Annotated in this window: 16 protein-coding genes; 8 read left to right on the top strand and 8 right to left on the bottom strand. The window is 73.1% G+C overall.

Features of this window, described 5'->3' with window-relative positions; translation table 11 throughout:
* Nucleotides 1–115 precede the first annotated feature (115 nt).
* A complete protein-coding gene (locus FM119_RS13210) occupies nucleotides 116–1,030 on the top strand; it encodes a VOC family protein (RefSeq protein WP_245827509.1) in 915 nt (304 codons plus the stop codon).
* Here the strand turns inward: FM119_RS13210 and FM119_RS13215 are convergent.
* Nucleotides 1,027–1,380 (bottom strand): hypothetical protein, encoded by a 354-nt coding sequence (locus FM119_RS13215; protein WP_087138633.1) that lies wholly within the window; start codon nucleotides 1,378–1,380, stop codon nucleotides 1,027–1,029. The genes FM119_RS13210 and FM119_RS13215 overlap by 4 nt on opposite strands.
* Nucleotides 1,381–1,550: 170 nt before the next feature.
* Between FM119_RS13215 and purS the strand changes: the two genes are divergently transcribed.
* Nucleotides 1,551–1,811, top strand: coding sequence for a phosphoribosylformylglycinamidine synthase subunit PurS (gene purS, locus FM119_RS13220; RefSeq protein ID WP_087138634.1), 261 nt, complete (start codon nucleotides 1,551–1,553; stop codon nucleotides 1,809–1,811).
* Entirely contained in the window at nucleotides 1,808–2,503 is a 696-nt protein-coding gene (gene purQ, locus FM119_RS13225) for a phosphoribosylformylglycinamidine synthase subunit PurQ (RefSeq protein ID WP_087138635.1), read from the top strand. The genes purS and purQ overlap by 4 nt, the downstream gene beginning before the upstream one ends.
* Before the next feature lie 531 nt (nucleotides 2,504–3,034).
* Here purQ and FM119_RS13230 read toward each other — a convergent pair.
* On the bottom strand, nucleotides 3,035–4,639 hold the full coding sequence (locus tag FM119_RS13230) for an amidohydrolase (RefSeq protein WP_087138636.1): 1,605 nt from the start codon (nucleotides 4,637–4,639) through the stop codon (nucleotides 3,035–3,037).
* Between the two features lie 76 nt (nucleotides 4,640–4,715).
* Nucleotides 4,716–5,777, bottom strand: a complete 1,062-nt coding sequence (locus tag FM119_RS13235) for a VanZ family protein (RefSeq protein WP_087138637.1) — start codon at nucleotides 5,775–5,777, stop codon at nucleotides 4,716–4,718.
* A 218-nt stretch (nucleotides 5,778–5,995) separates the two neighbouring features.
* Here FM119_RS13235 and purL point away from each other — a divergent pair, with 218 nt between their 5' ends.
* Nucleotides 5,996–8,335, top strand: coding sequence for a phosphoribosylformylglycinamidine synthase subunit PurL (gene purL, locus FM119_RS13240; protein ID WP_087138638.1), 2,340 nt, complete (start codon nucleotides 5,996–5,998; stop codon nucleotides 8,333–8,335).
* A 112-nt stretch (nucleotides 8,336–8,447) separates the two neighbouring features.
* Here the strand turns inward: purL and FM119_RS13245 are convergent, their stop codons facing one another.
* Entirely contained in the window at nucleotides 8,448–8,981 is a 534-nt protein-coding gene (locus FM119_RS13245; RefSeq protein ID WP_087138639.1) for a DJ-1/PfpI/YhbO family deglycase/protease, read from the bottom strand.
* A 110-nt stretch (nucleotides 8,982–9,091) separates the two neighbouring features.
* Entirely contained in the window at nucleotides 9,092–9,874 is a 783-nt protein-coding gene (locus FM119_RS14345) for a GntR family transcriptional regulator (protein ID WP_276327887.1), read from the bottom strand.
* A 159-nt stretch (nucleotides 9,875–10,033) separates the two neighbouring features.
* Between FM119_RS14345 and FM119_RS13745 the strand changes: the two genes are divergently transcribed.
* The gene (locus FM119_RS13745; RefSeq protein WP_121657552.1) at nucleotides 10,034–13,816 is read left to right on the top strand and encodes an HtaA domain-containing protein; all 3,783 of its coding nucleotides are present in this window, start codon (nucleotides 10,034–10,036) and stop codon (nucleotides 13,814–13,816) included.
* A 115-nt stretch (nucleotides 13,817–13,931) separates the two neighbouring features.
* Here FM119_RS13745 and FM119_RS13260 read toward each other — a convergent pair whose 3' ends face one another.
* Nucleotides 13,932–14,693 (bottom strand): TetR/AcrR family transcriptional regulator, encoded by a 762-nt coding sequence (locus FM119_RS13260; RefSeq protein WP_087138641.1) that lies wholly within the window; start codon nucleotides 14,691–14,693, stop codon nucleotides 13,932–13,934.
* A gap of 116 nt (nucleotides 14,694–14,809) precedes the next feature.
* Between FM119_RS13260 and FM119_RS13265 the strand changes: the two genes are divergently transcribed.
* Complete coding sequence (locus tag FM119_RS13265; protein ID WP_087138642.1) at nucleotides 14,810–17,554, top strand: MMPL family transporter; 2,745 nt, start codon at nucleotides 14,810–14,812, stop codon at nucleotides 17,552–17,554.
* Nucleotides 17,551–19,746, top strand: a complete 2,196-nt coding sequence (locus FM119_RS13270) for a YhgE/Pip domain-containing protein (protein WP_087138643.1) — start codon at nucleotides 17,551–17,553, stop codon at nucleotides 19,744–19,746. The genes FM119_RS13265 and FM119_RS13270 overlap by 4 nt, the downstream gene beginning before the upstream one ends.
* Nucleotides 19,747–20,036: 290 nt before the next feature.
* Here FM119_RS13270 and FM119_RS13275 read toward each other — a convergent pair whose 3' ends face one another.
* Both FM119_RS13275 and FM119_RS13965 read right to left on the bottom strand, forming a co-directional pair.
* Entirely contained in the window at nucleotides 20,037–20,480 is a 444-nt protein-coding gene (locus tag FM119_RS13275; protein WP_087138644.1) for a DoxX family protein, read from the bottom strand.
* A 72-nt stretch (nucleotides 20,481–20,552) separates the two neighbouring features.
* On the bottom strand, nucleotides 20,553–21,530 hold the full coding sequence (locus tag FM119_RS13965; RefSeq protein ID WP_245827512.1) for a DUF3106 domain-containing protein: 978 nt from the start codon (nucleotides 21,528–21,530) through the stop codon (nucleotides 20,553–20,555).
* Nucleotides 21,531–21,785: 255 nt separating this feature from the next.
* On the opposite strand from FM119_RS13965, the gene FM119_RS13285 reads away from it, so the two are divergent.
* On the top strand, nucleotides 21,786–22,808 hold the full coding sequence (locus FM119_RS13285; protein ID WP_087138645.1) for an LLM class flavin-dependent oxidoreductase: 1,023 nt from the start codon (nucleotides 21,786–21,788) through the stop codon (nucleotides 22,806–22,808).
* Nucleotides 22,809–22,859: the final 51 nt, after the last annotated feature.

The following is a 22,859-nucleotide window of genomic DNA, read 5'->3' on the forward strand; positions in this document are numbered from 1 at the left end:
GCGCGGGTGAGCGGCGCGGGTGAGCGGCGCGGGTGAGCGGCGCGGGTGAGCGGCGAAGAATGGGCCACGAGGCGCGGGCCGGAATAGCCCGGCCCCGTCGGGGGTTCCGCCGAACATGACGAACACCCCTCCCCCGGCCGGCCCGCGCGACCCGTCCGACCGCCTCGCGGCCGACACGGCGATGGGCCCCGTCACCCTGTTGGTCGCCGACCTCGACGCCCAGACGGCCTTCTACCGGGACGCGGTGACCCTCACCGTGCTCGACGAGGGTCGCGACACCGTCACCCTCGGCCGCGGCAGCGTCCCCACCGTCGTCCTCCGGCACGAACCCGGGCTGCGGCACGCCCCCGCCGGATCGGCAGGGCTGTTCCACACCGCGATCCTCTTCGAGACCCCGCAGGCCCTGGCCGCCGCCCTCAACTCCCTCGCCCGCCGGGCCCCTGGAAGCTTCACCGGGAGCGCGGACCACCTGGTCAGCACCGCGTTCTACGCCACGGACCCCGAGGGAAACGGCGTCGAGCTGTACGGGGACCGCGACAGGACGACGTGGAGCTGGACCCACGGGCAGGTCGAGATGGACACCGTGTACCTCGACCCGAACCGCTTCCTCGCCGAGCACCTCACCGAGCAAGGGGCGGACCACCCCGACGACGCGGAGCTGTTCGGCCCGACGCGGATCGGGCACGTCCACCTCTCCGTCGGCGACGTGCGCACCGCGGCGGACTTCTACCTCGGCACGCTCGGCTTCGACCAGACCAGCCGGATGGGCGACAGCGCCCTGTTCGTCTCCGCCGGCGGGTACCACCATCACATGGCGATGAACGTGTGGTCGAGCAGGGGCGCGGGACGGCGGGCGCCCGCACTCGGACTCGGCAGGGTGGAGATCGCCCTGCCGGGCTCCGACGAGCTGGACCGGCTCGGCGAACGACTCGGCAACGCCGGCGTCCCCCGCGCAGACGACGGCCGCACGCTGAGCTTCGACGACCCGTGGGGCAACCGCATCCTCGCGACCGTGCCCGGCAGGGGCTAGGTCTGCGCGTCGCCGTTCGCCGGGCGGACGACGGCTCGCGCCTCGGCGGCGAGGGGGTCGTCCGACTCCGGCTCGCTGACCGTGTACGGCGCCACCGTATCCGGCTGGTAGCGCGGCGGCGGCTGTGCCGTGAGCAGTTCGGCCTCCGCGGCCGCGGCCGCGGCGACCGGCTGGAGCTCGGCACGGAGGCGACGACGCCCCAGCAGCGCTCGGACTCCGCACAGACCGACGGCGACGAGCGTCCCCAGGGACAGAGCCCACCCGGACCCCCGGCCGATCGCGACCACCGATCCGGCGGCGATCAGCGCGACCAGCACCGTCATGACGTCCATCACCCGGCTGCGCGACATCGTGCCTCCCCGACGCGGCCACGGACGGCCCGCAGAACCGAGACTACGTCCCCTCCACCGTCGGCGGGACACCGCGTCCGTCCGCGGACCCCCGCCGCGGGGGATGAGAGGCCGCCGACCGGCCGCTAGAGTGGACACGTCATCCGCCCCTCACCGACCGGGAGTTACTGGTGTCCACAATCGTCGTCGAGGTCATGCCCAAGGCAGAGCTTCTTGACCCCCAGGGGAAGGCCGTCGTCGGCGCGCTCTCCCGCCTTGGCCACACCGCGATCAACGACGTCCGCGTCGGCAAGCGCTTCGAGATCACCGTCGACGGCGAGGTGACCGATGCCGTGCTCGACGACGTCAGGACGATCGCGACGGAGATCCTCTCCAACCAGGTGATCGAGGACGTCGTGGGCATCCACGTCGCCGACGGCGTCGACGCATGAAGATCGGGGTCGTCACCTTCCCCGGCTCGCTCGACGACCGCGACGCCGCCCGCGCGGTGAGGCTCGCCGGCGCCGAGCCGGTCATGCTCTGGCACGCGGACCACTCTCTCGGCGACGCTCAGGCGATCATCCTCCCCGGGGGCTTCAGCTACGGCGACTACCTGCGCGCGGGAGCGATCGCCTCGCACGCCCCGATCATGGCCGAGATCGTCCAGGCCGCGGAGCGCGGCATGCCCGTGCTGGGGATCTGCAACGGCTTCCAGATGCTCACCGAGGCGCACCTGCTGCCCGGCGGCCTGATCCGCAACGCGAACGGGACGTTCATCCGCCGCGACCAGGCTCTGCGCGTGACGAACAACGACACCGCGTGGACCCACCTGTTCGAGCGCGACGAGGAGATCGTCATCCCGCTGAAGAACGGCGAGGGCGGGTTCATCGCCTCCGACGAGGAGCTCGATCGGCTCGAGGGCGAGGGTCGCGTGGTGTTCCGCTACGAGGGCGTCAACCCGAACGGCTCCCTGCGCGACATCGCCGGCGTGACGAACGCCCGCGGCAACGTCGTCGGCCTCATGCCCCACCCCGAGCACGCCGTGGAGGCGGGCTTCGGCCCGGACACCACGGCCGCGATGCGCAGCGGCACGGACGGCCTGCGCTTCTTCGCCGGTGCGATCGAGGCGATGCAGGCGGTCTGAGGACCGTCGGTCGGACCGCTCGAGGGCGGCAGGGGCGTTCGCTCCCTGCCGCCCTCGTCGTTCCCCGGGCCGGCAACCGTGCGCCGGCTCGCCGGTTCCCCAGCCTGCTGGGCAGCACTCGTCCACAGATCCTCTGTCCGGCCCCCGCCGCACGCCCGCATTAATACTCTGTGTCTTGTGCAAATAAACCCTGCGAACGACCCGCGGCCGCTCCTCGCGATCGCGATGCGGCGCGGGTCGCGCACGGCACGACCCCCGATCGCCGGTGTTGAGCGCACCGCCGGTCGGGCAGGGGACGACGGGCTCCACACCCGAGGCTCCGGCACGGCATCCACCGCCCGCGCCCGAGTCGCACAGAGTCGTCCCCTCCGGCGGACCGCCCTTCCCACGGGGCGGTCCGCGACGAGCAGCACCGTCCGCATCGACCGTCCTCCTCGATGCACTCCGGCCGGAACCCAGCGGCAGCGCCGCCGCCCCGCCCGACCCGCGTCCCGACGGCTCCCGCCGCCGCGATGTCGGGAGTCGACGCGGTCAGGCCCGCGCCGGGGGGACGGTGCTGCTCGTCTCCGTCGCCCATGTGGGCCGCCCCGCCAGCAGGGTGAGCGCCACGGGCATCTCCCGCAGCGTCGCCTCGTCGCACTCCACCGGGTCGGCGTCGAGCAGCACGAGGTCGGCGACGGCCCCCGCCTCGAGCGACTCGCGACCCCGCGCGGCGGCGGCGATCGCCGCCCTCCGCCCGATCCTCTGGTCCGCACCCCAGGGCGGCCGTCCGTCCCTGCTGCGGGTCACCGCGGCCGCGATCGCTGTCCACGGGTCCAACGGCGCCACGGGCGCGTCCGAGCCGAACCGCACGGTCGCGCCGGCGTCGACGAGGCTCCGCACCGGGATGCTGCGCTCGGCCTGCCCCGGCCAGTACTGATCGGAGACGTCCCGGTCGTCCATCGCGTGCTCGGGCTGGACGCTGGCGATCACCCCGAGTTCAGCGAAGCGCGGGATGTCCTCATCCGCGAGCAGCTGGGCGTGCTCGATCCGGCTGCCCGCCACCGCCGTCCCCGCGTCCCTGAGGGTCTCGTAGGCGTCGAGCACCAGTCGGTTCGCCCTGTCGCCGATGGCGTGGACGGCGGGGACGAACCCGGCGGCGATCGCGCGTCCGAGCAGCTCGAGCAGCTCCTCCGGCGTGACCGCGAGATACCCGTGCGGGTCGGGATCGCCGTCCGCGAGCCCCGCGTAGCGGTCGAAGCAGAACGCCGTCCGGGTGTTCAGCGACCCGTCGACGATGACCTTCATGGGCCCGACGCTCACGAGAGCGTCCGGCTCGTCCCCGGCGGGACGACGCCCCGACGCACCCAGCAGCTGCCCCGTCCGGCGACCGGCGGCGACCGCCTCGTCGAGCTGGTGCGCCCAGACGGCGGCCTCCACCCGTAGCGAGGTGACCCCGGCCTCCACCCGCTCGGGCCACAGCCGCACGTTGTCGTCGGTCTCCATGTCCACGACGCCGACGACACCGCGCGCCGCGGCCGCAGCGGCCGCCTCCGCGAGAGCGGGCAGCGTGTGGGCATCGTCCAGCGCCAGACGGTCGAGATGGGGGATCCAGTCGTCCTCGCGCACCGGACCCGTCGCCTCCTCGTCCAGGCCCATCGACCTCAGCCCCGCGGAGTTCATCCACCCGCAGTGCAGGTCGGCGCTGATGAGCACGATCGGCGTCTCCGTCGAGACGGCGTCGAGCATCGCCGTGGTCGGTTCGTCCGCCCAGAGCGCATCCCTGAAGCCCGCGCCGTCGAAGCGCACCCCGGCCGGTCCGGTCCGGCTGCCGAGCGCCGCCGCCACCCGCGCCGCCGCGTCCTGCGCCGAGTCCGCACCGGACAGGTCGAGACGCCGACGGCTCAGCGCCCACTGCCGGAAGTGCGTGTGCTCGTCCCAGAGCCCGGGGATGACGACCCGCCCCCGGCCCTGCCAGACCTCGACGACCGCGTCGTCCGGCACGTCGACCCCGGCAGGCACAACGGCGAGCGCCGCCTCCCCCGCCCCGCTCGCCTCGTGGGGAAGGACGGCCGCGATCCGGCCGTCGAGGATCCACACGTCCAGGCGATCGGTCCCCGCGGGCCACCGCACATCCCTGATCACTGCCGCGCGCATCGCATCCCACCGTCCGACCGAAACTCCTCCCAGGATAGGGGCGCTCGCCCGGCCACCACGCATCCGTGACCGCCTGCTACCCCGCCGAGACCGGTGCAGGGACGTTGTCGACCACCCTCATCCCCGCGACCGCGCAGGCCAGCCCCCTCCGGTCCCCGACGAAGACCGCCACGATCGACGCCAGCACGAGGAGCGCCGTGACGACGCCCGCGCCAGGGAACTCGGCGGCCAGGAGCAGCCCGTAACCGCCGATGCCGGCGAGGAAGCGGATCGGTCGGGCGAGCGGGGCAGGAACCGGCCCCGTCACCGCGCGCAGGGCGACGACGTGCTCGCCGAGCGTGGCCCCGGTCGCGAGGACGGACAGCAGCTGAAGCGCCAGGGGGATCCAGAGGCCGGTGGCGTCGCTCAGCGCGGACGGGATCGCGTCCAGCTCGCCTCCGCTGAGGTACACCGGCGTCCGGATGCCGAGCGTCAGCACGAAGCCGGCCGCTCCGATGATGAACACGTCGACGACCATCCCGACGAGCCGCCTCCCCGCGGTGACGGGGCGTGCGACCCGCTCCGACGCCGGCCCGGAGAACGCGAACACGGGCAGCGCGATGAGCGAGCCCAGCAGGGCCCCGCCCGTGTTCGCGATCAGGTCGTCGACGTCAAACACCCGGTAGGCGCAGGAGTAGACCCCCCAGAGGCCGGTCAGCTGTGTGAGCTCGATGAGCAGCGACGCCGCAAAGCCGGTGAGCGTGGCCACGATCGCACCCCGCCTCGCCAGCCCGCGCAGCAGCACCCCGAGCGGCATGAACAGCAGCACGTTGAACGCCACCTGCAGGAACGCGGTGTTCCGCAGCAGCCGGCCGTCCGCGGCGGCCTGCCCCGCGGCGATGTCGCTGAGGAAGCGGAACGGGTCCAGCTGCGCCGGCATGCACCTGACGACCTGCGTCGACTCGGGGAACGGCATGAGCGTGTAGCTGAACAGCGCGATCACGTAGATCAGCAGCGCGACGTTGCCGACCAGCCGCCAGAAGCCGAGACGGCCGTAGCGTCGGTACTGCGCGGCGACGTACGGAACGGCGAGCACGACGGCGAGACCCGAGCCGACCAGCAGGGCGCCGACGGCGGGAGAGATGATGGGGTTGGACACGGACGGGTTCTGCTCCAGGATGACGGGGTGTGCGGGGCGCGCCCGACGCGAGCGGGGGTCGACGGGTCACCACCATTCTGGCAAGACGGCCCGGACGCGGCACCGGCCGCTCGACCCACCCCGCGTCGGCCGTGCGGCCGAGGAGGGGCGGTCGGGCATCGCCGTACGGATAGACTGGGCGCGCCCGGTTCCCACCCCATCGAGGAGCAGCTTCCGCCGTGACCGAGACCGCAGCCGACCACCCCACCCCTGCAGCCGACACGGTCGCGCACGCAGCCGAGACCCCGGAGAAGGTCCAGCCCTACGCGGCGCTCGGGCTCAAGCCGGACGAGTACGACTCGATCCGCGACATCCTCGGCCGCCGCCCCACCTCGGGCGAGCTGGCGATGTACTCGGTGATGTGGAGCGAGCACTGCTCCTACAAGTCGAGCAAGCGGTACCTGCGCCAGTTCGGCCAGAAGGTCACCCCCGAGATGACCGAGAACCTCATGGTCGGCATGGGCGAGAACGCCGGCGTCGTCGACATCGGCGAGGGCTGGGCCGTCACCTTCAAGGTCGAGAGCCACAACCACCCCAGCTACATCGAGCCCTTCCAGGGCGCGGCGACCGGCGTCGGCGGCATCGTCCGCGACATCATCTCGATGGGCGCCCGGCCGGTGGCGATCATGGACCAGCTGCGCTTCGGCGACATCGCCGAGGCCGACACGGCCCGCGTCGTGCACGGCGTCACCGGCGGCATCAGCTTCTACGGCAACTGCCTCGGCCTGCCCAACATCGGCGGCGAGACCTACTTCGACGCCGTCTACCAGGGCAACCCGCTGGTGAACGCCCTCGCGGCCGGCGTGCTCCGCCACGAGGACCTGCACCTGGCCAACGCCTCGGGCGTGGGCAACAGGGTCGTGCTCTTCGGTGCCCGCACGGGCGGCGACGGCATCGGCGGGGCCTCGATCCTCGCCTCCGACTCCTTCGACGACGGCGGACCCACCAAGCGTCCCGCCGTGCAGGTCGGCGACCCCTTCGCCGAGAAAGTGCTCATCGAGTGCTGCCTCGAGCTGTACCGCGAGGGCCTGGTCGAGGGCATCCAGGACCTCGGCGCCGCCGGCATCAGCTGTGCGACCAGCGAGCTGGCGAGCAACGGCGACGGCGGCATGCACATCGAGCTGGACAAGGTGCTGCTGCGCGACCCGAGCCTCACGGCGGAGGAGATCCTCATGTCGGAGTCGCAGGAGCGCATGATGGCCGTCGTCACCCCGGAGAAGCTCGACGCCTTCCTCGCCGTCGTCGACAAGTGGGAGGTCGAGACGAGCGTGCTCGGCGAGGTCACCGACAGCGGCCGGCTCGTCATCGACTGGCACGGCGAGGAGATCGTCAACGTCGACCCTCGCACGGTCGCCGTCGACGGCCCCGTCTACGACCGGCCCGTCGCGTACCCGACATGGATCGACGCCCTCCAGGCCGACCGCGCCGAGGACCTGCCCCGTGCCAGCGCACCCGAGCAGCTGCGCGAGCAGTTCCTGGCGCTGCTGGCCAGCCCCAACCTGGCCGACCCGAGCTGGATCACCGACCAGTACGACTACTACGTGCTCGGCAACACGGCCCTGAGCTTCCCCGACGACGCGGGGATGATCCGCGTCGACGAGGAGACCGGCCTCGGCTTCGCCATCGCCACCGACGCGAACGGGCGCTACTGCCAGCTCGACCCGCAGCAGGGCGTGCGCCTCGCGCTCGCCGAGGCGTACCGCAACGTCGCCGCGACGGGCGCCCGTCCAGCGGCCGTGACGAACTGCCTCAACTTCGGCTCCCCCGAGAACCCCGAGGTGATGTGGCAGTTCGGCCGCACCGTCGAGGGGCTCTCCGACGGCTGCATGGAGCTGGGCATCCCCGTCACCGGCGGAAACGTGTCCTTCTACAACCAGACGGGCGACACCCCGATCTTCCCGACGCCGGTCGTCGGCGTGATGGGCACGATCGACGACGTGGCCCGGCGCATCCCGAGCGGCTGGCAGGACGAGGGCGAGAACCTCTACCTGCTCGGCACCACCCGCGACGAGCTGTCCGGCTCGGCCTGGGCCGGCACCGTGCACGACCACCTCGGCGGGCTCCCGCCGGTCCTCGACCTGGAGGCGGAGAAGACCCTCGCCGGCCTGCTCGCCGCCGCGGCGCACGAGGGGCTCGTCAGCTCGGCGCACGACCTGTCGGACGGCGGCCTCGCCCAGAGCCTGGCCGAGGGGGTCATGCGCTTCGGCGTCGGCGCCCGGGTGTTCCTCGACGAGCTGCGGGAGCGCGACGGCGTCGACCTGACGGCCGCCCTGTTCGGGGAGTCGACCGGCCGGGTGCTGGTGTCCGTCCCGCGCGAGGACGACGTCAAGTTCCGCGGGCTGTGCGAGGGACGCGGCTACCCCGTCGCGCGGATCGGCGTCACCGATGCCTCCGGCGACGGGAGCGGCACGTCGCAGCTGCAGGTCCAGGGCGTCTTCACCGTCGACGTGGACGAGCTGCGCCGGGTCACCGGGGCCACGCTCCCCGCACACTTCGCCACCGCCGCGCTCGGCGACTGATCCCCGCGGCACGCACGCCGCGGTCCGAAGGACGACGAGGGGCCCGTCACCCGGTGGGGTGACGGGCCCCTGGCCGTCCTTCCACGGCGAGCCGGCCGCGGCGTGGCCGTTCTCAGCGCGCGGCGTCGACCACGGCGGCGTCGAATGCCGCGAGGTCGTCGGGGGTGCGGGAGGTCAACAGCGTCCAGCCGTCGCCCTCCGAGCGGACCAGCTCCTCGTCGACCCAGGTGCCGCCGGCGTTGCGGATGTCCGTGGCGAGGCTGGGGTAGGAGGTCAGCGTCTGCGCGCCGAGCACCCCGGCCTCGACCAGAAGCCACGGCCCGTGGCAGATCGCCGCCACGGTCTTCCCCGCCCCCGCGAACTCCGTGGCCAGGCGAACGGCGTCCGCGTTGAGCCGGAGCGCGTCGGCGTTGATCGTGCCGCCGGGGACGACCAGCAGCGCGTAGTCGTCGGCGGAGACGCGATCGATGGTCGTGTCGGGGGTGACGACACGGCCCGGGTCCTTATCGGAGACGAGCGTCTGGATCGGCTCGTCCTTCTCCGCCGCGATGAGGACGTTGATCCCCGCGTCGCGGAGCGCCTCGACCGGTCCGAGCAGCTCGTCCTGCTCGACCCCGTAGTTGGTGCTCACTACCAGTACAGCCATGTGTCCTCCTCGGTGTCGGAACGGCGTGCGCGGCTGGCGCACACCCCCAGCCTGCCCGATGGCCGCGGGCGAGGGAACCGGTGAGGCGGAGGTGGGCGGGGAGTTCGCGGTCAGCGTGACGGCGAGGGGGGCGGGGGCGTGTGGCCCGCGAGCTCGACGAGACGCTCGAACCCGCGCTGCGCCTGCCGGGTGAACGCCTCGACGGTGGCGGGGGCGTCGCCCCTCTCCAGGGCGTCGAGGATGAGCAGCACGGCCCTGACCCGCTCGGCCCGCTCGGCGCGGTCGCCCTGGAAAACCAGGTCGAGCAGCGGCAGGTACTCGAGCTGGAGCCTGGCCTGCTCCGCGGTGAGCCGCTCGGAGCCGCTGAGGGCGGCCATGTCGAGCAGAACCGCGTCGAGCAGCCGTGACCACTGCGCCCCGTCCGCGTGCTCGGCCGCGGCGACCCGGCGTCGCAGCGGTGCGACGCCGGCGGGGTCGGCGACGCCCGCGGCCAGGCTGAGCGCCGCCGACGCCACGGCGATGTAGTGGACGGCGAGGTCCCGTAGCGCCGGGGCGTCCAGCTGCGCGAGCCGGTGGCGGGCGATCGCCGCGACGTCGACACGGTCCGCGACGAAGCTGCCGCCGCTGCGCCCCCTGCGAGTGACGACGAGACCGCGGTGGCGAAGCCGGTCCAGGGCGGCCCTCACGGTGACCGGGGCGACGCCGAGCAGCCGCGCGAGCTCGATCTCGCTGGGGAGGCGCTCGCCCGGCGCGAGGACGCCCGCCGCGATGACGTCGCCGACGCGGGCCTCCACGCGCTCGGTGCGCCCGTCGGCGCCGAGGCCCGCGGTCCGGTCGGCGCGCAGCCACGGCCCGGCGGGGTTCCGGTTGGCCCGGCGATCGGTCTCGGTCACGGCTCCATTCTCGGGCACGCAGGACTCCCCTTAAGCCTTAGGTTAGGCTAACCTTCAGAGTGGACGGGCTTTGGTGGCCCCTCCATCACCCCCGACAGCGCAGGCGTCCGACGCCGCCCTTCGGCGTGCCCGCGCGCACCCCTACAGGAGAACAGCACAGTGAGAGAACGAGTCCTGACCCGGTGGTCGGCGGCGCTAGCCGTCGGCGCACTGGGAGTCACCGGTCTCGGCGTCGCCTCGCCCGCACTCGCGGACGAGGCCGACGGCCAGCCCGGATACAGCCGCGTCGCCCTCCCCCTCGCGACCGCGGGAACGCCGGGCGCCGACAGCGCCGCCATCGTCCAGGCCGCCTCCGGCCACTGGAACGTCGAAGCGAGCGCGAACAGCGTCACGGGCGTCGCCACCCTCACCCTGGTGAACGACCAGGGAAAGAACGAGGGCACGCCGGTCGACCTGGCCCCCCTGACCGCGATCACCGCGATCACGAGCACCTCCGCCGACAACACCCGCTACGACGCCTTCGTCACCGGCACCGACGCCGACGGCGATGAGCAGCTGCTGCGCGTGTCGGCCGCCAACAGGAACACCCTCGCCGGCGCCACCGTGACCGAGGTGCTCCCCGACGAGGACGTTCGTGCCGTCCGTGCCAGCGGGAGCACCGTCTACACCGTGACGGCCGAGGGCGACGGTTTCGAGCTCACCGCCCGCGCGCTGCCGGACCTCGCACCGCTCGCCGCGGCCGCGGCCGTCCCCACCACCGGCGACGAGCCCCTGTTCGCCTTCGACGGCACGACGGCCCTGTATGTCGCCGGGGGAGGCGAGCTCGGCAGGCTCCCACTCGACTCGCCGAGCTCGGTCACGACCGTGGCCCTGCCCGGCGAGCCGACCGCGCTCGAGGTCGACTCCTGGTCAACCACCGCCGTCGCCGTGGGCGACGCCGCCGGGACGGTCCGCACCTTCACGACCGCGCTGGCCCCCCGCAGCACGACCGATGTCGGCTCGTCCGTCACCGAGCTCGGCTTCGCCCGGAACACGACCGAGCTGCTGGCCACGACCGCATCCGACGGGGCCCTGCACGTCATCGGCCTGGACGACGACGCGGCGCACACCACCTTCTCCGTCCCCGGCGCGCGCGTCGCCGCCGGGTCGCTCGGCTTCGACTCCCGCACCTTCACCACGCGCGCCGTCTTCGTCGACGACGACGGGGTCAGCCACCGCTACGGGCTGTCCCTGGTCGGCCCGCCGCGGATCACGCTGCTCTCCGACGACCTCAGCGGCAAGCCGGAGGACACCTTCGCCTTCAGCTATGTCGGCTGGGGACTGAGCAGCGCGACGTTCCAGTACAGCGTCGACGGTGGTGCGAGCTGGGCGAACTGGTGGGAGGACTCCAGCGCGGCCGTCGCCGACGGTCCGGCGCCCGAGCCGCGCTACCCCTCCTCCGCCGCGGGGCTGCCCGAGGCGACGATCCAGGAGCTGCCGGACTACACCCCCGTCGGGACGACGCACTCGGCGACCGCCTACCGGACCCTCGACGCGACCACGCTCCGGGCCGACTGGCGGCTGAAGACGAGCAACGACATCGCGACCGTCATCAGCGACACCTTCCGGATCTCGGTCGTCGAGCCGCGCGCGTACAGCATCACCGACACGGTCGAGGCAGGTTCGCTCACCCGCAGCCAGGCCATCGACGACGAGGCCGGACGACTGTACCTGCCCGTCGACCGGGGCAGGGACGTTCCCGGTGGGGTCACCTGGATCGACACCGAGACGGGCGAGCCCGCGGACGAGGTCATCGAGCTGGACACGGCCGAGCCCTCCGAGCTCGCGATCAACCCCGACCGTCACGAGCTCTACGTCAGCCACTACCGATCCGGGGCGCTCTCCGTCATCGACACCGTCAGCGGCGAGCTCGTTCGCACCATCACCGGAGGCCCGACCTACCCGACCGCGCTCGCGGCCGATCGCACCAACGGCCTGGTCTACCTCACCGGCAACGGCGTGTTCACGATCGACCCGGAGGCCGGCACGATCAGCGACGAGGTCGCGATCACGACGGAGCGGTACCCGCTCATCAAGGACGTCGTCTTCGACGAGGGCAACCAGATGCTGTGGATCGCCGAGGGCAGGGCGAGCGTGATCACCGGGTACAGCGCGATCACCGGCGGCTGGGTCGAGTCGCTGTCCATCCCGGTCGGGGCCTTCGAGTACGACGGGGAGGCGCTCGGCGGCCGCGCGGCCGCCCTCGCCGTCGACGAGGAGCTAGGCCACCTGTACGCCGCCGTCGCCCCCACCCTCAGCGACGACTGGACGGACAACCGCCTGATCACGATCGACACCGCGACCGGCCGGCACCTCGGCTCGCCGATCGAGCTGGGCGACACGACCCGCGAGCTGGCCGTCAACCCGGTGACCCACGAGATCGCCGCGACCAACGGCTTCTCGAACACGCTGAGCGTCGTCAGCCCGAACAGCTGGAGCGTCAGCGACACGGTCGACTTCTCCGCCGAGGGCGTCACCAGCGGGACGGGGGCGGCGAGCGCCGACGTGTGGGCCCTGTCGACGGCGGCGAGCGGGACCCGGCTGTTCGTCAGCCACCCCTATGGCACCTCACGCGTGAGCATCGTCGACCGCGTCGGCAGCGTCGACGAGGTCACCGAGCTGACGCCTGCCCCCGGCCAGGACGACGACACCGAGCCGGAGGTCCCGGAGAACCCCGCGTGGACGGGCCCGGCCGCGCCCGCGCCGTCCGAGGCCCCGGCGGGCGCGGTCGCCGCGAGCGGCGCCTCGCTGAGCTGGTCCGTCTCCGACTACGCCGAGGGCTGGATGGCCACCGTGTTCGGCTCGGTGAGCAGGGACGGCGACAAGGCGTTCTCCTTCACCGACGGCACCGGCTGGACCGATCCGAGCACGGGACGCACCGAACTGGGCTGGTCGGACGGGTTCCGCCTGCACCCCTACCCCGGGCTCGCCCCCGATGTCACGCTGAGCTTCGGCAACCCGACGCTGAGCATCGAGGCGGACGGCTCGGGCGAGCTCGTGATGGACGTCGCCTGGACGGTGTCGACGGAGCTGGTCAGCAACGGCTACGCCCGTGTCGCCGTGGCGACGTTCGCGCCCGGCGAGGTGTCGACGGCGGATGACGGCACCGTCACCTTCGAGCGCTCACCCGAGTACGAGGGACGCAGCTACAGCACGGGCTCGCTCGCCGACCCGCGCGTGTTCCCCGACTCCTTCCCCGCCGAGTTCCTCGACTTCCTGGCGCCCGACGTCCGCCCGTGGTGGTACGCGAGCGGCTCGGGGCTGGACGCCACGAAGAAGCCGAACCCGGTCACGGCGGTCTTCACCCCGGCGGAGTCCGGCACGGACGAGCCCGGCACCGAGGAACCCGGCACCGAAGAACGCGGCACCGAAGAACCCGGCACGGACGAACCCGGCACCGAAGAACCCGGCACGGACGAACCCGGCACCGAGGAACCCGGCACCGAAGAACCCGGCACGGACGAGCCCCGCGTCACGGCGAGCATCACGCTCTCGACGGAGGAGGTTGCCCCCGGCGGAACACTCACCGTCACCGCCGACGGCCTGTCGGCGGGGAGCGACGCGGACGTCTGGCTGCACTCCACGCCGGTGAAGGTCGCCGGTCTGACCGCCTCCGCCGACGGGACGGCCGAGGCCACGGTGACCATTCCCTCCGACACCCCGGCGGGTGCGCACCGCATCGAGCTGCGCACCGCGGACGCGGGCTCGGCCTGGGCCGACCTGACCGTCACGGCCACGGCCTCCGCGGACGGCGGGACCGGAACGGACGCCGACGACTCCGGACTGCTCGCACGGACGGGCGCGGCACCGCTGATCGGGATCGGCGCCGGCGCGCTGGCCCTGATCGCCGGGGCGTGGATCATCACCCGGGCGCGGACGCGCTCGCGCGTCGACGCCGGCTGAGCGCGCCGCTCCCCGACGCCGTGACAGGCTGACGCCACCACGCCGAGAGGGCGGGCGGGACCACACCGGTCCCGCCCGCCCTCTCGGTCGTTCCTGCCGGTCGTCGGCCGCGGTCTCAGCCCGCGCGACCGTCGGTGTCCGCGGCGGTACCGGGAGTGTCGGGGGTCTCACCCACGGCGGTACCGGCGGGGATCGGCTCGATGAAGGCCTCGACGACCGCCACGATCGCGCCGATCGTCACCTCCCGCCTTTCCGGCTCGGCGGGCTCGACCGCGACCTCGCGCATGACGTCGATCCGCGCGGCCGCCTCGTAGATGTCGACGAGCGTGCGCAGCACGTAGTCGGGGGTCACGGTGAAGCGCAGCCCCACCTCGGCGAGCGCCTGCGACACCAGCGACGACAGCTCCCGGATGACGCGGGACTCGTAGTCGCTGAACCGAGGCGCGAAGGCGGGGTCCCTCAGCGCGCTGTTGACGAACTCGCTCTGCAGCAGGCAGCTGTTCCTGTCGTCGCCGCGCGGGTCGAGGATCCGCTCCAGCAGCTCCATGATCGAGTCGTACGACCAGGGGAAGACGCTGCCCGGCGACGCGTCCCTCTCCTGCTTCATCCGCGGCAGCATCTCGGTGAGCGCCTCGTGCAGCGCGTCCATGGCCACGCGGTGCTCCCGGTCGGCGAGCGCGAACATGAGGGACTCTTTGCCGTCGAAGTTCGAGTAGAACGCTCCGCGCGTGAACCCTGCCCGCTCCGCGATCGCCTCGACGGACGCCGCACGGAGCCCCTGCTCCGCGAACAGCTCGAGTGCGGCGTCGAGCAGGCGCTCCCTGGTGCGCTGGCGCCGCGCGCTCTCGACGACGGGCTCCGCTCCTGGGACGCTCATCCGATCCTCTCCTCCGGGTTGCCGTCAACCCGCACTCAGCATACAGTCGTGTATCGGATACAGCGTTGTATCGAAACTCGCTTCACCACCCACACCACCGACCTCCGGGAGACGCTGTGTCCTCACTGCTGTACACGATCGGGCACTGGGCGTTCCGCAGGCGCGGAACCGTCCTCGCCGGCTGGATCATCGTGCTCGCACTGATCGGCGGTGCCGCCGGACTGTTCAACAAGGGCACCGACGACTCCTTCACCATCCCCGGAACCGAGTCGCAGATCGCGCTCGACAACCTCTCCGCCACCTTCCCCGAGGTCAGCGGCGCGAGCGCGCAGCTCGTCGTCCAGGCCGCCGACGGCGACTCCGTCACCGACGCCGACTACCGCGACGCCATCGAGGACGCGGTCGAGGAGCTCGACGACCAGGACCAGGTCAGCGCCGCGACCTCCCCCTTCGACGACATGATCGACGGGATGGTCTCCGACGACGACCGCGCCGCGATCATCAGCATCCAGATGGACGGAGCACTCGCCGACATCACCGACGCGAGCACGGAGGCGCTCACCCAGGCCGCGGACGACCTCAGGGCCGCGCTGCCGTCCGACGCCGAGGTCGCACTCGGCGGCGAGCTGTTCAACATCGAGATCCCCGGCGTCACCGTCACCGAGGCGATCGGCGTCCTCATCGCGCTCGTCGTGCTCATCATCACCTTCGGCTCCTTCGCGGCCGCGGGCATGCCGCTGCTCACCGCCATCATCGGCGTCGGCATCTCCATCGCCCTGATCTTCGCCGCGACCGCGTTCGCACCGATCTCGCAGACCACGCCGCTGCTGGCGCTCATGCTCGGGCTCGCCGTCGGCATCGACTACTCGCTGTTCATCATCTCCCGGCACCAGGACCTGCTGCGCTCGGGCACGCCACCGGAGGAGGCGGCCGCCCGCAGCGTGGCCACGGCCGGCTCGGCCGTCGTGTTCGCCGGGCTGACCGTCGTCATCGCGCTCATCGGGCTGAGCGTCGCGCAGATCCCGTTCCTCACCACCATGGGCATCGCCGCGGCCGTGTCCGTCGCCGTCGCCGTGCTCATCGCGCTGACCCTCACCCCCGCGCTGCTGTCGTTCGGCGGGACGCGCCTGCTCGGACGCGGCCACCGCTCCGGCGAGGCGGCCGAGCCGAAGCAGAACCGCTTCTTCCTCGGCTGGGTCAGGGCCGTCACGGCTCGACCGCTGCTCACCGTCATCGTCGTCGTCGTCGGGCTCGGCCTGACGGCGATCCCCGCCAGCCAGCTGCGCCTCGCCCTCCCCGACGCCACCAACCTGGCCGAGGGCAGCCCGGCACGGGAGAGCGCCGAGATCGTCTCCGACAACTTCGGTGAGGGGTTCAACGGGCCCCTCATCGTGACGGCGACGATCGTCGGCAGCACCGACCCCGTCACCCTCATGGACGACCTCGGCGACGAGATCTCCCGCCTCGACGGCGTCGCCAGCGTGCCGCTGTCCACACCGAACGAGTCCGCCGACACCGGGATCATCCAGGTGATCCCCGAGAGCGGCCCCAAGACGGAGCAGACCAGCGCCCTCGTCGCCGAGATCCGCGGGCTCAAGCAGCACTTCCTCGACGAGTACAACGTGTCGATCGCCGTCACCGGCTTCACCGCCGTCGGCATCGACATCTCCACCCTGCTCGGCGAGGCGCTGCTGCCGTTCGGGCTGTTCGTGGTCGGGCTGAGCCTCATCCTGCTGATGATGGTGTTCCGCTCGATCTGGGTGCCGATCAAGGCGACCCTCGGCTACCTGCTGAGCGTCGTCGCGTCCTTCGGCGCCGTGGCGGCGGTGTTCGAGCTCGGCATCGGCGCGGACCTGCTGCACGTCGCCCAGCTGGGCCCGGTGATCAGCTTCATGCCGATCATCCTCATGGGCGTGCTGTTCGGCCTGGCCATGGACTACGAGGTGTTCCTCGTCTCCCGCATGAGGGAGGAGTACGTGCACGGGCGCAGCGCACGCGACGCCGTGTTGCACGGCTTCACCGGGTCGGCGAAGGTCGTCACCGCCGCCGCGGTCATCATGTTCGCCGTGTTCGCCGCCTTCGTGCCCGAGGGCGACAGCTCGATCAAACCGATCGCGCTCGGCCTGGCCGTCGGGATCTTCGTCGACGCCTTCATCGTGCGCATGACGCTCGTCCCCGCGGTGCTCGTGCTGCTCGGCGACCGCGCCTGGTGGCTGCCGCGCTGGCTCGACCGCCTGCTGCCGTCCTTCGACGTGGAGGGGGAGCAGATCCAGCGCGAGATCGAGCTCGCCGACTGGCCGGAGCCCGTCGAGGGCGAGCCCGCCCCCGCGCTGATCGCCCGCGACGTCGTCGTCGGCTCGGACGTGCGCGGCGGACCGCTGCTCAGCGGTTTCTCGGCGCGAGTCGCCCCCGGCGGCGTCCTCGCCGTGGCGGGCGAGCCCCGCGCCGTGACCGCCGCGCTGCTGGCCCTGTCCGGCCGGACAGCGGTCGACGAGGGCGCCCTCAAGGTCGACGGCCTGCTCTCCGGGCCGCGCAGCGCGGCGATCCGCGCCAGGACCGCCTACATCCGGGTCGGCGACCCCGCCGAACTGCCCGACGCGATCCGGGCCGCCGCGGCCGAGCACCCCGTCGCCCTCGTCATCGACGGCATCGACGCGGTGGCGGAGGACCCGTTCGGCGCCCCGGTCGCGGCGGCGCTGGACGCCGCCCGGCTCTCCGCACCCCCCGGGCGCCAACTCACCGTCGTCACCGGTTCGCATCACGCTGACACGGCGGCCGAGATCCTGTCCCCTGCGGCGATCATCACCGCGGCCGCGACCAGCACCCCCGTCCACGCCGACAGCCAGGAGGCCCGCGCATGAGCGTCTTCACCCGAGCCGAGCGCAGCGGGAGCACGCGCCCCGTCGGCGTCCTCGGCATCATCGGCCTGATCCTCGTCCCCCTGATCGCGGCCGGCCTGCTGGTCTGGTCGCTATGGAACCCGCAGGAGCGCCTGGGCACCGTGACGGCCGCGGTCGTCAACAACGACGAGCCGGTCGAGCTGGACGGCCAGCTGGTGCCGCTCGGACGCCAGCTGACCGCGGGCCTGCTCGCCGGGCAGCCGGCCGGGAGCGATCCCGACGACGCGGACGACGACGACAACTACACCTGGGTCATCAGCGACGCCGACGGCGCCGCGGAGGGCCTCGCCGACGGCAGCTACGCGGCCGTCATCACGATCCCGAAGGGATTCTCCGCCGCCGCCACCTCGGTGAGCGACCCCGACGACGCCCGCTCGGCGACGATCGACATCGCCACCTCCGACAACTCCAAGCTCGTCGACGACGCGATCAGCCGCACCATCAGCGAGACCGCCGCGGCGACCATGGGGACGGAGCTGACCGGGAGCTACCTGGACAACATCTACCTCGGCTTCAACACGATCGGCGACAGCATCGGCGAGGCCGCCGACGGGGCGGCCGAGCTCGCCGACGGGGCCGCGCAGCTCGACGAGGGCGCGGGAGAGCTCGCCGAGCAGGGCGAGCAGTTGGCCGAGGGCGCACGTACCTCGGCCAGCGGTGCGGCGGAGCTCGACTCCGGCGCGACGCAGCTGTCCTCAGGGGCGGGCGAGCTGGCGTCCGGCTCACGGGAGCTCGCCTCGGGGGCGAGCGGCCTGGCCGACGGCGCCGGATCCCTGAGCGACGGCCTCGGCCAGCTGCGCTCGCAGACCTCGCAGCTGCCCTCCCAGGTGTCGCAGCTGAACGACGGCGCTCAGCAGCTCAAGGCCGGTGTGGCGGGGATCGGACCGGCCATCGAGAAGGCCGCAGCCGCCGCAGCCGCGCAGTCGGCGGCCGCGATCAAGAACGTCTTCGCCACACTCAGCGCCGGTGAGGCCGCGCCCGTGAACACCGCGATCGGACAGTGCGTCGCCGCGGGAGGAACGCTCGAGGCCTGCTCCGCGGTCGCCGGGGCAACCGGCACGTACGTCGGCGACGAGCTGACGAAGGCCACGTCCGGGGCAGGGGACATGGACCTCTCCCAGCTCGACGAACTCGTCGCCGGCGTGAACGGCCTCGCCGACGGCACCCAGCAGCTCGCCGACGGGATGCCCGCCCTCAGCGACGGCATCGCGCAGTCGGCCGACGGCGCGTCCCAGCTGGCCACCGGAGCGCGCACGCTCTCCGACGGCGCAGGGACACTCGCCAGCGGGGCCGGTGAGCTCTCCGGCGGCGCCAGCCAGCTCGCCGACGGCACCGGGCAGCTCAGCGACGGCCTGAGCACCCTCTCCGACGGCGTGAGCGCCTACGTCGACGGCGCGGGCGAGCTCGCCGAGGGCACCGGGCAGCTCAGCGACGGGACGGCCGAGCTCGCCGACGGGCTCACCCAGGCGGTCGACGAGCTGCCGTACTACAGCAGCGACGACCGGTCCACGCTCGCCGAGGCGGTCAGCACCCCCGTCGAGGTGGACGACGCGGGGAGCAGCACGAGCCTGTTCGGCTCGGACGGCGCGCCGTTCTTCGCGGTCCTCGCCCTGTGGGCCGGAGCGCTCGCCAGCTTCGTCGTGCTGCGCCCCTCGCCGCGTGCCGCACTGTCGTCGACGCGGTCGGCGCTGTCGCTCGCGGCCCGCTCGGCGGCACTGCCCGCGCTGATCGGGGCGATCCAGGGCGTCCTCGTCGCGGGCGTGCTGCAGCCGCTGATGGAGCTGTCGGTCGGCGACTGGTTCCTGTTCGCTCTGCTCGCGGTCATCGCCGGTGCCGCGTTCGCCCTGGTCATGCAGGCGCTCATGGCGGTGTTCCGCGGGGGCGGCTGGTTCCTCAGCCTCATCGTGCTCATCGTGGTGCTCGCCACCGGGGTGATCTCGACCTCGCCGGAGCTGCTGCAGTCCGTCGCCGGCCTGCTGCCGACGGCGCCGGCCGAGGAGGCGTTCCGGCTGGTCCTCGTCGACGGGAACCCGTTCCTGCCGGCGGTCGGCGCCCTCGTCTGGGGCGGGCTGTCCCTGGTGGTGACGACGGTCGTGATCGCCCGCTCCCGCGTGGTGTCCGCGCGGAGGATCAGCGCTCCCGCGACCGCCTGAGCGGAACACCACCACCGCGCAGCAACGACGCCGGCCCGCCACCAGTGAGGTGGCGGGCCGGCGTCGTCGGACGAGTCGTCGAACACGGGGCGGGTCGGCACGAGCCGGAAAACCGGCGGCCGGTCGGCACGAGCCGGAAAACCGGCGGCCGGTCGGCACGAGCCGGAAAACCGGCGGCGGGTCGGCACGAGCCGGAAAACCGGCGGCCGGTCGGCACGAGCCGGAAAACCGGCGGCCGGTCGGCACGAGCCGGAAAACCGGCGGCGGGTCGGCGCCGAACGCGAGGCGGCTCACCGCCGCCGGGCACCGCCCGCGTACAGCGCCAGCGCGACGAGCACGGGCTGGAAGAGCAGCCGGACGCCGCGCTTGGCGTCGGTGTCGAGGCCGAAGCCGTCCCGACGGTTGACGAACTGGGACAGGTTGCCGGGGAACACCGCGATGAAGAACACGGCCAGCAGGCGCGCGATGCGACGCCGCGGTGCACCCCAGCTGAGCAGCAGGCCGCCGCCGAGCGCGATCTCGGCGAAGCCGGAGCCGACGACGACCGCATCCGGGTCGGCCGGCACCCACTCGGGCACCTGCGCCTGGAACTCGGTGCGCGCCACCGTCAGGTGGGACATCCCCGCACCGACCATGGCGGCGCCGAGCGCCAGTCGTGTGAGGGTGCGCAGCGGTGATCGTCGTGACCGGCGGGCGGGCGTGGTCGTGTGGGCGGACGCTGTCGTCTGGGTCATGGGGGCCTCCTCGGGCCACCATAGACCCGGCGGGCGCCGACCGGAACCCCGCGATGCGGGCCCGCGGGCGGCCTACTCGAAGAAGCCGCCGATGACGTCGTCGAGGCCGAAGCCGCTGACGCTGTCCGCCACCTGCCCCAGCCCGTCGCCCGCCTGCCCGAGGCCCTCGCTCAGCCCGCCGGTGATGCTCTCGCCCGCGGCGCCGATGCTCTCACCCAGCCCGCCGGTGACGCCCTCGACGGCACCGCCGAGTCCCTCACCGAGCCCGTCGAGGCCGCCGCCGAGCTGCTCGCCCAGGCCGCTCACCCCTGCCAGCAGCGGGCCGGCGGCCGCGCTCAGCACCGCACCGCCGGCCACGGCGGCGAGGAGGCCGCCGCCGACGACGCCGATGCCCGCTCCGGCGAGGGCGCCGCCCCATCCGGGGCCGCCGGAACGTCCGGAGGCCGCTCCCTGAGCGGAGCCATCGGCCGGGCCCGCACCGGAGCCGGAGCCGCCGAGCACCCGCTGGAGGAGCCCCGGCCGGGTCACCTCACCACGCGTGGCGCTGCGGGCCAGCGTCGAGGGCTCGGCGGAGGAAGGACGCTCGGCCGCAGGCAGCTCCTCGTCCAGCCGTGCCCGCAGCTGCTCCCGCTGCGCGGGCGTGAGCCGGGCGAAGGCCTCCTCGTTGACGCGCTCGAGCTGCTCGGGCGGCGCGGTTCGCACGAGATAGTCGTAGCGGGCGATCGCCGCGGCGTCCTCGCTCGTGGCGGCGGGGCCCTGCCCGGCCGCATTCCCGGACGCTGAGCCGGCGGGCACGGCAGAGCCTCCCGTGGACCTGCCGTCGGCCGAGCCCTGGACGGGCGCGCCGGACTGACGTGGCGCCGCCTCGGCCCGGCCGTCCGCGGAGCCGGTCGAGCCGTCGCCGAGGAAGCGCTCGGCCAGCCCTCCGGCGATGGCCTTCCAGTCGGTGCCGCCGGCGGCGGAGCCCCGGGACCCGGCGGCCGAGCCGGTGCGGCTGCTGTCGCCGAGGTTGTCGGTCACGGTCTTGAGGAGTCGGCGGAAGGTGCTCATCTGCAGGGGGGTCCTTCGGTCGGATGGTCGGAAGTGTTCGATCCAGTCTTCCAGCAGCCGGCTCACCCACCCCTCCATCGCAGCTAGGAAGACGCCGAGAACCGCGGCGCTGCCCGCAGGCGCCGGTGCCGGGGAACCGCACGGGCGGGCCTCATGCGGCCACACCGCGTCCCGCCGCATCGCGTCAGGACGGGTGCCGGCGGATCACGCCGCATCACCCGGAATAAAGCCACCGCCACATTTGCTTACATATGTATGAAAAAGATCGGCTTCCTGTCCTTCGGCCACTGGCAGCGCGTGCCCGGCTCGCGCACCCCCACCGCGGCCGACGCCCTCATCCAGGCGGTCGAGCTCGCCGAGGCCGCCGAGGAGATCGGCGTCGACGGCGCGTTCTTCCGCGTCCACCACTTCGCCCGGCAGTTCGCCGCCCCCTTCCCCCTGCTCTCCGCCGTCGCGGCACGGACCAGCCGCATCGAGATCGGCACCGGCGTCATCGACATGCGCTACGAGAACCCGCTCTACATGGCGGAGGAGGCGGCCATCGCCGACCTGATCTCCGGCGGGCGCCTGCAGCTCGGCGTGAGCCGCGGCTCACCCGAGCCCGCCCTCGACGGCCCGGCCAGCTTCGGCTACCGGCCCGCGGAGGGCCAGGGCGACACCGAGCTGGCGCACGCGCACACCGCGCTGTTCCGCGCGGCGATCAGCGGCGCGGGCGTGGCGACGGCGAACCCCCGCATGACCGGAACGTCCGGAGCGCTGCCCATCCTCCCCCAGTCCCCCGGCCTCGACCGCCGCATCTGGTGGGGCTCCGGCTCCCGCGCCACCGCCGCCTGGACCGCCCAGCAGGGCATGAACCTGATGAGCTCCACCCTGCTCACCGAGGACACCGGGGTCTCGCTCGGCGAGCTGCAGGCCGAACAGATCCAGATCTTCCGCGACGAGTGGGCCGCCGCCGGCCACGACTGGACGCCGCGCGTGTCCATCAGCCGCAGCATCATCCCGCTCACCACGGACGAGGACCGCGCCTACTTCGGCCGCGGCGGCGCGGGGCACGAGTCGGAGGACCAGGTCGGCTACCTCGACGCCAACACGCTCGCGCGCTTCGGCCGCAGCTACATCGGCGAGCCGGACGTCATCGCCGCCGAGCTCGCCGCCGACCCGGCCGTGCAGGCGGCGGACACCATCCTGGTGACCGTGCCCAACCAGTTGGGCGTCGAGTACAACGCGCACCTGCTCGGCGGCATCGTCGACCACGTGCTGCCCGCGCTCGGCGACTAGGGCGTGTCTCCCATATGGTTCGTGATTGACGCGCGATTCTGGATGGGTGAC

It is taken from the genome of Mycetocola reblochoni REB411 (assembly GCF_900163835.1).
In the GTDB taxonomy this organism is placed as follows: domain Bacteria; phylum Actinomycetota; class Actinomycetes; order Actinomycetales; family Microbacteriaceae; genus Mycetocola_B; species Mycetocola_B reblochoni.

Bases quoted from the DNA above. Each gene is read 5' to 3' on its own strand.
- FM119_RS13210 (WP_245827509.1), top strand. From the start codon at position 116: ATGACGAACACCCCTCCCCCGGCCGGCCCGCGCGACCCGTCCGACCGC.
- FM119_RS13215 (WP_087138633.1), bottom strand. From the start codon at position 1,380: ATGTCGCGCAGCCGGGTGATGGACGTCATGACGGTGCTGGTCGCGCTG.
- purQ (WP_087138635.1), top strand. From the start codon at position 1,808: ATGAAGATCGGGGTCGTCACCTTCCCCGGCTCGCTCGACGACCGCGAC.
- FM119_RS13230 (WP_087138636.1), bottom strand. From the start codon at position 4,639: ATGCGCGCGGCAGTGATCAGGGATGTGCGGTGGCCCGCGGGGACCGAT.
- FM119_RS13245 (WP_087138639.1), bottom strand. From the start codon at position 8,981: ATGGCTGTACTGGTAGTGAGCACCAACTACGGGGTCGAGCAGGACGAG.
- FM119_RS13260 (WP_087138641.1), bottom strand. From the start codon at position 14,693: ATGAGCGTCCCAGGAGCGGAGCCCGTCGTCGAGAGCGCGCGGCGCCAG.
- FM119_RS13270 (WP_087138643.1), top strand. From the start codon at position 17,551: ATGAGCGTCTTCACCCGAGCCGAGCGCAGCGGGAGCACGCGCCCCGTC.
- FM119_RS13275 (WP_087138644.1), bottom strand. From the start codon at position 20,480: ATGACCCAGACGACAGCGTCCGCCCACACGACCACGCCCGCCCGCCGG.
- FM119_RS13965 (WP_245827512.1), bottom strand. From the start codon at position 21,530: ATGAGCACCTTCCGCCGACTCCTCAAGACCGTGACCGACAACCTCGGC.
- FM119_RS13285 (WP_087138645.1), top strand. From the start codon at position 21,786: ATGAAAAAGATCGGCTTCCTGTCCTTCGGCCACTGGCAGCGCGTGCCC.